Consider the following 12,870-nt stretch of genomic DNA (forward strand, 5'->3'; position numbering starts at 1 on the left):
CGACAAGCACCACCGCCGGGTAAACGATGTGGCACGGGAAGCCCCAATTTCACAGTGCTGCACCTGCACATTCTTGAAAGTGGAGCCATGTCCAACCTCCGACCGAAAACCCCTTGTGAAGCCGATGCCATGTTCAAGAACCGCTACGAATGCGTCGCCCATTTTTCCGATCTCTACCTCGGCACCCCCTATTACTCGGCGGGCCGCGCCTGGTCGGACTATGCGCCCGCTTATGCCTTCGGTTTCGATACGTATCCGCGCTTCCAAACCCGTCTGTTTGAAACGGTAGAAGCCGAATTGCGCGCCGCTTGGGCAGAAGCGCATGGCCGCTCGCGGTTGACGTGGCCTGAAGCACGCAGTGCCGTGCGAGAAACTTGGCAGCTGCTGGATGCCGAGACCGCCGGCCAAGCGGATCGCTTACAGCGTGGCCACGGCGCGTAACTTAAACTGTGCGGATGAACGAAGACGATGACATCCGCAACAACGTTTCTCGCGCCGACGCTGAGGCCGCAGTTCGCACCTTACTGAAGTGGTCCGGCGACAATCCCGAACGCGAAGGCTTGCTGGATACGCCGAAGCGCGTCGTCAAGGCGTATAGCGATTGGTTCAGCGGTTATGCCGTGGATCCAGACGAATACCTCGCGCGCACCTTCGAAGAAGTCTGCGGCTATGACGAGATGATCATCCTGCGTGACATCGAATATGAAAGCCATTGCGAGCACCACATGGCGCCCATCATTGGTCGCGTGCATGTGGGCTACTTACCGAATGGCCGAGTGGTCGGTATCAGTAAATTGGCCCGTGTCGTTGATGCATATGCCCGTCGGTTCCAGGTGCAAGAAAAAATGACCGCGCAAATTGCCAACTGCATTCAACGCGCGCTGCAACCCCAAGGTGTCGCCGTGGTGGTGGAGGGCGCGCACGAATGCATGACCACGCGCGGCGTGCACAAGCGCGGCGTCAGCATGCTGACTTCGAGCATGCTGGGGACCTTCCGTGACGACGCGCGCACCCGCAACGAGTTCCTGCGTTTCATTGAGACCAGCCGCCGCTGAGCCACGCACGCGCCGCCGGTTCAAATCAGGACTTGACAATTTTATCCGGATATAAATAATGGCTGCAACGTTACAGGCAGCCATGTCATGACCCCGTACCCACCTACCACGCGTTGCACCGCTTTTCTCGCCCACGAGCGTTTGGCCTGGGGCGAATTGCGCCATGTCGCGATCAAGGTCAAGCAGCGCTTTCCAAGCGCCGATCACGTGCCCGAGCTATGGGTCTTCAGTGACCAAGATGGCACGGCCATCGAATTGGATCTGCGCGGCAGCGTCGCCGATGTCACCCACCGCTATGCCTTGAGCGGCCAGAGCGCGGTGCAACTGCCGCCAGCACCGGCCGCTGAAGACGCGCCGAAGCGCGGTCGCGGGCGGCCCAAGCTCGGCGTCGTCCCGCGCGAAATCACATTGTTGCCACGCCACTGGCAATGGTTGAACGCGCAACCGGGGGGTGCGTCTGTCGCATTGCGGAAGTTGGTGGAAGACGCGCGCAAGTTACACGAGGGCGCAGATCGTGTTCGACAATCGCAAGAACGCTGCTATCGTTTCATGTCGGCGATGGCCGGCAACCTGCCGGGTTTTGAAGAAGCGACGCGCGCTTTGTTTGCACGCGATTTTGCCAGCCTCGAATCCCACATTGCCATTTGGCCGGACGACCTTCGCGACCACGTATTGATGTTAGCGGGCAACGCCCTCCACGCCTGAGACATCCCATGCACACCACACTTCATGCGCCGCAACGCAAGGCAGCGCTGATCTTCATCTTTATTACGGTGTTGATCGACATCCTTGCATTCGGCTTGATCATTCCCGTGCTGCCGCATCTGGTTGAGCAGTTTGTCGGCGGCGATACCAAGCATGCCGCTTACTGGGTCGGCATTTTCGGCACCGTGTTTGCCGCTATCCAATTTTTCTCGACACCCTTACAAGGTGCATTGTCGGATCGATTCGGTCGCCGCCGTGTCATTCTGCTGTCGTGCTTAGGGTTGGGCCTCGACTTCATCTTTATGGCCTTGGCACCCACCCTGATGTGGCTGTTTGTGGGCCGTGTGATTTCCGCGGTCACCTCGGCCAGCTTCAGTACGGCCAATGCGTACATTGCAGACGTCACGCCTAAAGACAAACGCGCGGCTGCGTTCGGACTGATTGGCATGGCGTTCGGTGTCGGTTTCATCATCGGACCAATGTTGGGCGGCTGGTTGGGCCACTACGACCTGCGCTATCCATTCTGGGGCGCGGCGATCTTGGCGCTCACCAACTTTCTCTACGGCTTCTTTGTGTTGCCGGAATCTTTGGCGCCTGAACATCGCAGCAAGGCCTTTTCGTGGCGCCATGCAAACCCCGTCGGATCGGTGAAGCTGATTCTGCAATACCCGCAACTCTTTGCCCTCGCCCTCATCTTGTTGTTAAGCAACCTCGCGCACTACGTCTATCCGAGCGTGTTCGTGCTGTATGCCGACTATCGCTACGACTGGGGTCCCTTTGCGGTTGGCAAGGTCTTGGCCGTGGTCGGCGTGTGTTCGGCCTTGGTGCAGGGCTTCTTGGTTCGAAAGTGGGTGCCGGTCTTGGGCGAACACAAAGCGCTGGTCTTAGGCTTGTTTGCCGGCGTGTTGGGATTCGCCGCTTATGGGCTCGCACCCACCGGCCTCCTATTCCTCTGCGCCATACCGGTGATGGCGTTCTGGGGACTCGCCGGCCCTGCCGCACAGGCCCTGGTGACACGCGAAGTTGGGCCCGAAGTGCAAGGACGCATCCAAGGTGCGATGTCGAGTTTGATCTCGCTGGCCGGCGTCGTCGGTCCAACGCTCTATACCTTTACGTTCGCCAAGTTCATTGGTGACGGCGCGCCCATCGAGCTGCCTGGCATCCCTTGGTTCATCGCATCGGGACTGCTCGCGATCGCTTTGGCATTGGGATTCAAGCACTGGCGCACACACCCGGATCAGGTCCGCACGCAAGCGGACTAAGGTCCGCAGTTAGACGATGCGCACACAGACCTGTGTCTTTCGGCACATACGGTGGGCCCTCAGATCGATACGATGAAGTGTTCAATCGAATCCGGGGTAGCTCAATCGTGTCAAAGACTTTGCCAGTTCGTACCGCGCTTGCTTTAGCCTGCGCATTCGCCATTCAAGGCGTCGCTGCACAAACCATTCCTGTGAAAGATGAGGCCTATCCGGCCGGTCCGATTCAGGTCAATGTCGATGCGACCAATTTGCAACAGCGGATCATGCGCATCTCGCAAGATATTCCGGTGCAGCCCGGCAAATTGACCTTGCTTTATCCGGCATGGCTGCCGGGCAATCACTCGCCGCGTGGTCCGATCGACAAGATCGCAGGCATCAAGTTCACCGCCAACGGCAAGCCCTTGGTGTGGAAGCGCGATCCGCTGGACGTGTTTGCGTTCAACTTGGATGTGCCGGCAGGTGTGAGCAACATCAAAGCGGAATTCCAATACATGACCCCGACCGATTCCGGTCAAGGTCGTGTGGTCATGACACCGAGCATGCTCAATCTGCAATGGAACGCCGTGCTGTTGTATCCGGCGGGCTATGCGCAATCGAAGATCCTATTCAACCCGTCCGTGAAATATCCGAGCGGCTGGGGCGCAGGCACCGCGCTCGACGTTGCGTCGAAGCAAGGCGATACGGTCATCTACAAGCAAGTGCCGCTGGAAGTGCTCGCCGATTCGCCGGTCTATGCCGGTCGCCACTACAAACAAATTCTGTTGTCAGAACCGGGTCAAAAGCCGGTGCGCTTGAACGTGGTGGCAGACGAAGCCAAGTACCTCGAAACCAAGCCTGAGCATATCGAACAACACAAAGAACTCTTGCGCCAAGCAAAGAAGCTGTATGCCTCTGAGCATTACGATCACTACGACTTCTTGCTCTCGCTGTCGACGCAAATGGCCGGCAACGGTCTTGAGCACCAACGTTCAAGCGAGAACGGTCAAGAACTCGGTTACTTCAAAGACTGGGACAAGAAAACCGGGAGCGATGATTTGCTCCCCCACGAAATGACGCACTCCTGGAACGGTAAGTACCGCCGTCCGGACGGCCAAATGGTCGGCAACTTCAACACGCCGTTGGATGACGGTTTGTTGTGGGTCTATGAAGGCCAAACCCAATACTGGGGCAACGTCCTTGCCGCACGCTCAGGTTTGCGTCCGATGGAACGCTCGCGTGACACCTTGGCATCGGTCGTTGCGTATTACACCGATGGTGCGACCGGTCTCGGTTGGCGCAACGTGCAAGACACCACCTACGATCCGGTCATCGCCTCGCGTCGTCCGAAGCCGTACCGCAACTATCAATTGAGCGAAGACTATTACAGCGCCGGCCAATTGATTTGGTTGGGCGCCGATGCATTGATTCGTGAAAAGACCGGCAATAAGAAATCGCTGGATACCTTCGCCGCGGCCTTCTTCGGCAAGAATGATGGTCAATGGGAAACCCCATTGGGCTACAACTTCGATGAAGTCGTTTCGACCTTGAACAGCATCGTGCCGATGGATTGGGGTACCTGGTTGAAAGACCGTTTGGAAGGTCGCGTGTCGTTCGCCAACACGATCGAAGATACGGGTTGGAAATTGGTCTACAAAGAAACGCCGACCGATGCAGCCAAGGCTAGCGCGCGTGAATCCGGCCGTGGCGACTTCGTCTATTCATTGGGCATCACGACCGATCGCGCCGGCAAAATCGGCGATACCCGTTGGGACAGCCCGGCCTTCAATGCCGGTATTGGCACGGGCATGACGGTCGTCGCCGTGAACGATGTCGAATACACCGCTGACGTGTTGAATGATGCCATCACCGCTGCCAAGACCAGCAAAACGCCAATCCGTTTGACGGTGAAGGACTTCAATCGCTTCCGCACGATCGATGTGCCGTATTACGGCGGCAAGCGCTATCCGCACCTCGAACAAATCAAGGGCAAAACCGACTACCTGACGCCGATCTTCAGCAAGAAGTAAGCGTTCGCTTTCCACCGCACCCCGTTCACGCGTATTCGGGTAACCTGCGCGTACTGAATACGGGGTGGTGGTGAGAAATGCGTGGGGTACTAGTCATTGCAATTGCGCTGGCCTTGGTCGGCTCGGCGCACGCGCAAACAACATCGAAGAAAACAACGGCCAAACCAAGCGTGGGCAAGACGTCGTCTGCGCCCAAGGCCAAGCTGTTGACGCTAGATCCCGATGTCATCAAACCCAACACCTTCTCTTGGGCGCCTGACCTGTCGCCTACGGGCCCCGTTGTGATTGTCGTGAGCTTGAACGAACAGCGCATGCACGTGTATCGCAATGGCATTCGTATTGCGGTGTCTACGGTCAGCTCGGGGATTGCCGGGCGCGATACGCCTTCCGGTAGCTACGAGATTCTGCAAAAGAAGACGATGCACCACTCCAATCTCTACAGCAACGCGCCCATGCCCTTCATGCAGCGCCTGACTTGGGATGGGATTGCCTTGCACGCGGGGTACAACCCGGGACACGCGGCCTCACACGGCTGCGTGCGCATGCCGAAAGCCTTCTCTGAGAAGTTGTATGGCATCACCAAGATCGGCACCCGCGTGATCATCACTGACGACCTCACGGCGTCAATTGAGAACTTGATCCACCCGGGCGATGTGGCGCCGATCGACGCCATCACCGGCGTTCCGGTGCCGGAAGCTGACAGCGGCACATGGCCTGTCGTGAGCAAGAAGAAGGCAGGCACGGACACGGCAACCAAACCGAAAGACGTGACGACGCCAGCAGCGCCGACGGCTGTGGAAAACGTGAATGCACCGGTTCGCGCAAATGCGGCCGAAACGCCTTCACAAGCTGAAACTCCGGCTGAATCGACGCCCGTGCTGCCGAAGGCGGAAGATCCGGCGTTGGTGCCACACACGGTACCGGTCACGCCGGCACCGCAGACCCCCGAAAAACCAGAGAAATCGAAGGATTCGGTGCCCGTCGACGTGGCTGAGCCCCCAGCACGGGAAGGCTAAGCGCAGGATTTTGTTGGGGAAAGTGAATGCGTGGCGCCCCAAAAGATAGGCGCCCATTCATACAAATCAAGAAGTTGTGCGTGTATCTTCACACGCATGAAAAGACTTCACGCCCTCTTCATCTGTCTGACCGCGTCCACCTTGTTCGGTTGTTCCACGGCCCCTAAGACGGCCCCGGAACCGAGCGCTCGGGTCATTCATTCCCCCATTCGCCCGACCCTGCAAACCCTCACGCCGCAACAACGTGAGCTTGCCCAGCTGCAAGCTTTGGCACCGACGGCGGATCCGGGTGTCTTGGCTTTGGCCTTGGAAGCGCGTAGCTGCGCGGTCTTGAACGGCGACGTGCCGGACTCGAGCCGACTGGCCGTGATCGACTATTCACGCCCGTCGACTGAAAAGCGTCTTTGGGTCTTCGATCTCGACAACAACACCTTGTTGTTTAACGAATACGTGGCTCATGGCCAAGGCAGTGGCATGAACTACGCCACGTCTTTCGGAAACACCGAGAACAGCCACAAGACCAGCATCGGTTTGTTCTTGACCGCGGAAACCTACCAAGGCGGCAACGGCTACTCCATGCGCATGGACGGATTGGATCGCGGCTTCAATGACAATGCGCGTCAGCGCGCGATCGTCATGCACGGCGCCGATTACGTCAATCCAAACATGATTGCCAAACAAGGTCGCATCGGTCGCAGCTATGGCTGCCCGGCATTGGAACGCGCAGTCGCTGCAAAAGTGATCAACATTCTGAAAGACAAGCAGTTGGTATTCTCGTACGCAAACGACAACACTTGGCTGCATTCGTCCCGCTACTTCGGTTGCAATGGTCAAACCGTTGCACAAATCATGGCGAGCGCACGCGACAACAAGCAACGCTACGGCGGTGGTGCTGTGGCCGTGGCCGCGCCCTGAGGTTCGGCAACGCAGGTTAAACAGCAAAGGCCCCGCAGCAGCGGGGCTTTTCTTTTGTGACGCAACCTTGCACAGCTTTGTGTGACTATCAACGCGTGCGCACCTGTACGCACGTTGCATTCAACTATGAAGGACGATCGACGATGAAAGTATTGCTGAGCCTACTCGCTTGGTGCGTGTTGTTTGTCTTGTGCTGGCCGCTCGCGTTGTTGGCGATAGTGCTCTGGCCGATCGTTTGGTTGTTGTCTTTGCCGTTCCGTCTAGTCGGCATCACGCTGTCTGCAGTCTTCGCTTTCTTGACTGCCTTAATGATGTTGCCGGCGCGCATGTTGGGTGGTCGCGCTTCGCGCAACACGACACCTCAAGTGATCTGACATTACAAGCGAAGAGGTGAGGTATGAAGCACGCATCTGCCTATTCCCGTTTCGCGCAAGCCGCCTCGCGCTTCTGCGGGCGGCCGAAGGTTTTCGTATTTGCAGTGCTCTTGATCGTGGTTTGGTTGGTGACAGGGCCTATCTTCAATTACAGCGATACCTGGCAGCTGATCATCAACACCGCCACAACCATTGTGACCTTCTTGATGGTGTTCTTGATTCAGAACACGCAGAACCGTGACACTGAAGCCATCCAAATCAAACTCGATGAATTGATTCGTGCAACGCAAGGTGCACACAACGCACTGTTGGATTTAGAAGACCTTGAAGACCAGCGCTTGGATGAGTTCCGCAGCAAGTATCGGCTGTTGGCTGCGACGGCGCGTTCGGCGCTTGAGAATGGCGACCAAGATACCGACACGCCGGATCCATGAGCATCGATGTTTCATCGCGTCGTGGAAACAGGATAACTGCGTGACACGGGCACACTCAGCAGATATTTGTCTCGGTAGTTGCCTTGGTACAGGTCTTCTTGTTTCATGACGGTTCGCGTTTGCTTATCAATCCAGAATCGCTGCACATTGCCTTGCCCTGGCGCACCACTTTCGGTTTCGACCAGCCAGCACACATGCTTCTCGCCCATCGCGTCCTCAATCACGCTTTCGCCTTTGACGACGTAGTCCACGTGCAATGCATCGGGCATTCCGACGTCGAATAGCCGAATGCGCAGCGTGCCGCCGCGCTCAAATGGCAAAAGCGGCAGCAGCACCAAATCGGAATGCCAGTTCAGCCACCAAGCGCGCGACGCGGCTGCAACGCCCGCATACATTTTCTGCACCTCTTCTCGAGACGCGGGGCCCGCGACTTCGAGACCCTGACCGATCAGTTCGATATCGTAGGTGCCGCGCGCGTTGCGCCAGTGGCTCTTTTGCGAAAGCGTCGATAGATCATCGGCGGCGTGCACCGTGTGTGCGGTATGCGACGTGCCGCGCTCGTCCCGCCAAGCTTGTTCGATGACCCATGCCTGTTTGCCCTCAATGCGCTGGCTTGAGAGTGTCACGGTTGCCAAGTTGGCCAACTGAACGTCGTCCTTTGCGGGTGCGCTGTTGTAAACAAGGTAGCTGTACGTCTTAGGTCTCAAGGCTTCCACGTGCAAGTCGCGTGGCCCTATCTCTGCAACTTGAGCGTGTGCGTTTGCGCACAGCAAGGCAAATGACACAATCAATCCGCGTCTGAAGTACGTCATGTCGAATGGTTTCCTGGGCATTGTGTTGAAATTTCAAGGTGTCCGGCGCTTGCTCTTCGATTCATCGATAGGCGTCGACCGACCACGGTATGGAATACAGATCGCCTTGCCCGTTGCGGGGTCCACGCAAGTACGCCTCAAGCGCATCGGTTGAAAGCGGTGCGTCAGGCAAGGGTTGCCATTGCGTATCGCGTTCGGCGAAATAGAGCGTGCCTCGGGTGTCGACAAAGGGCGTGAACACACCGCTGGCACCTTGTCGGTTCAGGCGCGGACCGATGTTTTTCGGCATCGTCCATCCGCTTGCAGATCTAAAGCTGATGTAAAGGTCATTCGCTGCGAAGCCGCCGGGTCTGTTGGAGAGAAACAACAGATAAGACTCGTCGGGCGCAATCCAATGATTGGATTCGTCGAATTCTGAATTGATGGGCGCCGAAAGTGGTTCAGGCGCGTCGTAGCCGGTGCGTGTCGGCTTCGCACGCATCAAGTCGCGTTGTCCGAGCACGCCCGCGCGGTCGGAAGTCGCGAAATAAAGCGTCCCGTCAACCGTGATTGAACTGTTTGTTTCTGAGCCCGTGCTGTTGACGGCATCGCCGAGGTGTCGTGGTGATCCCCATGTGCCATCGCTTTGTCGGTCTACCCGCCAAAGGTCGAAATCCGTTTTTCGCGCCCCGTTCGGATCGACAGGACGGTTGGAAGCAAAGATGAGGTATCGACCATCCGGGCTGAATGCAGGATCGATGTCGCGGTATTGCCCGGAGAAAGACGCAACACGTGGTGACCGCCATTGACCGTCGCGTCCGCGCGTCGCTTCCATGATCACTTGAATGGAATAACCGCGATCAGCCTTGTTGAACAAGATCATGTTCGAATCCGGCGAAAGGGTCAGACCCCATTCGTCATCACCGGTCGAAATCACGCCCGGCGCGATCAAGCGCTTATCTTCGTTCAGAACGGTTTGCGCGGTCACCGAGGGTATTGCGCATGCAATAAGCATAGCCAAGGCGATGCGGTGTGAGGAAAGTAGCGTCATATCTTGGATACGCAGTGGCGCCGATTTGTCTGACATTTGTCAGTAAATCTGGCAAAAATGCGTATCTGCATTGCGCCACGCAAGGCTTTAAATCCAGTGCATTCGCCGTTTGACTCAGGTTTTCGGCCGCGGTTATCCTGCAGCGTCCGAACTGCCATTGCGCCGCTGGGTCATGAACGACGACGTCACACGCTTGTTGCAGTGTTGGAGTGAGGGAGACACAGCCGCGCTGGAGCGCGTCTTACCTCAGGTGTATGCCGAGCTGAGGCGCTTGGCGCGCATTCAATTGAGTCGACAGAGTGGACACGAAACACTGCAACCGACCGCGCTCGTGAATGATGTCTTGTTGAAGATGATTGATCGACCCGCGCCGGTATCTGTCGATAGCCGCGCCCATCTATACAACATGGCGGCACGCATGATGCGCCAACTGCTCGTTGATCGCGCGCGCAGTGCCGGCGCGGAAAAGCACGGCGGTGGATGGCTTCGCGATGACTTTGCACGAGCGTTGGATCTACCTATTCCCGAACACACCCGGCTGCCCGAGTTGGATGTCGCGCTTGAAACCTTGACGAAGCTGGCGCCGAGAATGGCGCAAATTGTTGAGATGCGCTTCTTCATCGGTTTGAGCGTGACCGAAGTCGCGTCGATTCTGAATTTGGATGATCGCACCGTCTATCGCGATTGGGCAGCTGCGCGGGCTTGGCTGAGAGATCACTTGTCGGAATGAAACGATCGCGGGCACTGTCGCACATGCGTCGCGCGCATCACGCTGTTCAACACCCTGGGGATTTGCGGAATGACGCATGACGTTAACGATGAATTTGAGGCGCACGCATTGCACGCCTTGCGTGAAGTGCTTGAACTTGACGTTCGCGAACGTCAAACGCGTCTGCAAACCATGGACGCGCCGCTTCGCCGCAGGGTAGAAGTTCTGCTGGAAAGCGTGCGCGAAGATGAACTGTCGGAAAGTGCCGGCGCTGTTCGGGCAGGCGCGCGGATGGGTCCCTATGTGCTGATCAGTCGCATTGGCAACGGCGGCATGGGCGAAGTGTTCCTCGCCGAAAGGGCGGACGGTGCGTACGAAAAGCGTGTTGCGGTCAAGCGGATTTGGGCAGGCCACGCAATGCTGACCAGTCGGTTTCTACGCGAACGCGAATTACTCGCAAGACTGCAGCATCCGCATATTGCGCAGTTGCTCGATGGCGGGATCGATGAAGACGGCAGGCCGTGGTTGGCCGTCGAACTTGTCGAAGGCACCGATATCGTGACGTGGTGCGACGCGCACAACGCGCCCTTGACGCAACGCGTTGAACTGCTGATCCAGTTGTGTGATGCCGTCGATCACGCGCATCGGCAGTTGGTTGTGCACCGGGATTTGAAGCCGTCCAATGTGCTGGTCGACGGAGATGGTCGCGCAAAGCTTCTGGATTTTGGGATTGCGCGACTGTTGGATGTCGAAGAAACATTTGCGGGCAATCCAACCTATGCAATGACACCGGCCTGGGCTTCGCCGGAGCAGCGCAACGGACACAGTGTTACTACGGCAAGCGATATCTACCAACTGGGTTTGCTCGCCCACGTGTTGCTGTCCGGAGAACGCATGGATGGCACAGGCATTCGCATGTCATCGCGCTTGCAACGAGAGTACAAACGCCTGCCGGACCACGGCGCATCGATCGCCGGACGTCGCGCGCTGGGCATCGAGGCCCTGATGCGTCAGCTTCGCGGCGACCTCGATAGCATCGTGTCTGTCGCCACGGCCGATGATCCCGCGCGTCGTTATCCCAGCGCGCGCGCATTGGCGGACGACCTTGCCGCTTGGCGCGACGGACGCGCCGTCAAAGCACGCGCCGACGAGCGTGGCTATCGATTCAGGCGAACGATGCGTCGCGGCTGGCCACTGATTGCAGCTAGCGCACTTCTGCTAGGACTGGTGGGATTTCATCTTTATAGCCTGCGAAATGCGCTCGGACACACCGAGCGCGCCAGGGCGCGCGCGGACGCAGCAGAACGGGCGGCACGCGTGTCGCAAGCAAACGCCGAAGCGGAACGAAACACGGCGACCGCTGTGTCAAACCATTTCATTCGAATGTTTGACGCACTCGGACCCGAAGCAATCAATGGCCGCCATCCGGCCACGGTCAAGCAATTGTTGAAGGCAGGTGCGGACGCGTTGGAGAAAGCAGGCGCGAGCGGTGATCAATCCGCAGAGGCCCGTTCAGCGATGTGGCGTTCCATGGCCTCTGTCCATCGTCAGCTGGGCGCGCATGCAGAATCACTCGCAATGGCGGACAAAGCACTAGCGGCTGCACGCGAAGCAAAAAGCAATTTGGCCATTGCAGAAGCGCTACGGGCAAAATCCGCGGCACTGCATTGGTTGGGGCGCGAGAAAGAAGCGTTCGATACCACGCTCGCAGCAACGCGCGTGTCCAACCAGTGTGCGGAGCGCTGCCGTCCCTTGCAGGCGAAGCTGCACGATGACCTCGCCTGGGCATATAGCGAACGCGGTGAACTCGTGAAAGCGATGAGCTATAGCCGATTGAGTATTGAGCAGATGCGGAAAGATCCTTCGGCTGTTCACACCTTGGCCTTCGTGCAAGCCCTCAATAATGCGGGCGAAACAGCAATCTCTGCCGGCGAATTCGATCAAGCAAAACGCTGGTTGATGGAGGGCGAGCAGCGCTACGCGCATCGCACGTGGTCCAGCCCCAGTACGGGTGTGTTCCTACAAGTCAATTTGGCCGCGGTGGCGCTTGCAACAGACGATATCGAGGCAAGTCGAAATCGTTTGCAGACACTGCTGAAAACGACGGTCGAGACATTTGGTACGAAACATACGCGGACTGATCTCGTGCTGATGGCTTTGGCTTACACCACGCTGGCGGCCGGCGATGGACAAGCGGCCGTTATCGCGAGCCAACGCCTGCTGGCGTCCACGCGCGCCGTGTACGGTGAAGTGCATCCGCAAGTACTCGATGCAAAAGGCATCCTGTTGGTCGCGAAGCTTTCTGCGGGTGACAACCGAGGCGTGTCGCGTCTCCGCCGTGAACTCTCAGAGCGCTGCGACGCGCCGGCGCGGGATGCGAACATCGAAGTCGTGCGTATCGCCTGCGCCCGCGTGGATGGGAACGACGAAGTGATTGCAGAACGCGTGCAAGCGCTCGCGCAATTCAAAGGTGTGATGCCGTGGCACCTTCGTTTCGCGCGACAGCAAACCTCGCGTCGCATGTAGAAACACCAGGTGGCATGCGCCTTCGG

At 57.9% G+C, this 12,870-nt stretch carries 13 protein-coding genes; 11 read left to right on the forward strand and 2 right to left on the reverse strand.

Annotated elements, in window-relative coordinates; all coding sequences use genetic code 11:
- Positions 1-87 precede the first annotated feature (87 nt).
- From G7069_RS03825 to G7069_RS03865, 9 genes are all read left to right on the forward strand, one after another.
- Positions 88-441 carry a hypothetical protein gene (locus tag G7069_RS03825; RefSeq protein WP_166294446.1) on the forward strand — a complete coding sequence of 118 codons (354 nt, stop codon included), beginning with the start codon at positions 88-90 and terminating at the stop codon, positions 439-441.
- Positions 442-455: 14 nt separating this feature from the next.
- Entirely contained in the window at positions 456-1,055 is a 600-nt protein-coding gene (folE, locus tag G7069_RS03830) for a GTP cyclohydrolase I FolE (RefSeq protein ID WP_166294449.1), read from the forward strand.
- Between the two features lie 87 nt (positions 1,056-1,142).
- Entirely contained in the window at positions 1,143-1,760 is a 618-nt protein-coding gene (locus tag G7069_RS03835) for a DUF2239 family protein (RefSeq protein ID WP_166294452.1), read from the forward strand.
- Positions 1,761-1,768: 8 nt separating this feature from the next.
- Entirely contained in the window at positions 1,769-3,022 is a 1,254-nt protein-coding gene (locus tag G7069_RS03840; protein ID WP_166294454.1) for a TCR/Tet family MFS transporter, read from the forward strand.
- A 107-nt stretch (positions 3,023-3,129) separates the two neighbouring features.
- Positions 3,130-5,028 (forward strand): hypothetical protein, encoded by a 1,899-nt coding sequence (locus tag G7069_RS03845; protein ID WP_240912627.1) that lies wholly within the window; start codon positions 3,130-3,132, stop codon positions 5,026-5,028.
- A 77-nt stretch (positions 5,029-5,105) separates the two neighbouring features.
- Positions 5,106-6,044 (forward strand): L,D-transpeptidase family protein, encoded by a 939-nt coding sequence (locus G7069_RS03850; protein WP_166294456.1) that lies wholly within the window; start codon positions 5,106-5,108, stop codon positions 6,042-6,044.
- 96 nt (positions 6,045-6,140) lie between these two features.
- Positions 6,141-6,959: a murein L,D-transpeptidase catalytic domain family protein gene (locus G7069_RS03855; RefSeq protein WP_166294458.1), complete on the forward strand. Its 819-nt coding sequence runs from the start codon at positions 6,141-6,143 to the stop codon at positions 6,957-6,959.
- Positions 6,960-7,102: 143 nt separating this feature from the next.
- On the forward strand, positions 7,103-7,333 hold the full coding sequence (locus tag G7069_RS03860; protein ID WP_166294460.1) for a hypothetical protein: 231 nt from the start codon (positions 7,103-7,105) through the stop codon (positions 7,331-7,333).
- A gap of 23 nt (positions 7,334-7,356) precedes the next feature.
- Positions 7,357-7,767, forward strand: coding sequence for a low affinity iron permease family protein (locus G7069_RS03865; RefSeq protein WP_166294462.1), 411 nt, complete (start codon positions 7,357-7,359; stop codon positions 7,765-7,767).
- Positions 7,768-7,778: 11 nt separating this feature from the next.
- Here the strand turns inward: G7069_RS03865 and G7069_RS03870 are convergent, their stop codons facing one another.
- A complete protein-coding gene (locus G7069_RS03870) occupies positions 7,779-8,579 on the reverse strand; it encodes a hypothetical protein (protein ID WP_166294465.1) in 801 nt (266 codons plus the stop codon).
- Between the two features lie 61 nt (positions 8,580-8,640).
- Positions 8,641-9,546: a PD40 domain-containing protein gene (locus G7069_RS03875; protein ID WP_166294467.1), complete on the reverse strand. Its 906-nt coding sequence runs from the start codon at positions 9,544-9,546 to the stop codon at positions 8,641-8,643.
- Positions 9,547-9,781: 235 nt separating this feature from the next.
- Here G7069_RS03875 and G7069_RS03880 point away from each other — a divergent pair, with 235 nt between their 5' ends.
- Complete coding sequence (locus G7069_RS03880; RefSeq protein ID WP_166294469.1) at positions 9,782-10,339, forward strand: ECF-type sigma factor; 558 nt, start codon at positions 9,782-9,784, stop codon at positions 10,337-10,339.
- A 69-nt stretch (positions 10,340-10,408) separates the two neighbouring features.
- Positions 10,409-12,844: a serine/threonine-protein kinase gene (locus G7069_RS03885; protein ID WP_166294471.1), complete on the forward strand. Its 2,436-nt coding sequence runs from the start codon at positions 10,409-10,411 to the stop codon at positions 12,842-12,844.
- Positions 12,845-12,870 lie beyond the last annotated feature (26 nt).

Source organism: Lysobacter sp. HDW10, from assembly GCF_011300685.1.
Taxonomy (GTDB): domain Bacteria; phylum Pseudomonadota; class Gammaproteobacteria; order Xanthomonadales; family Xanthomonadaceae; genus Solilutibacter.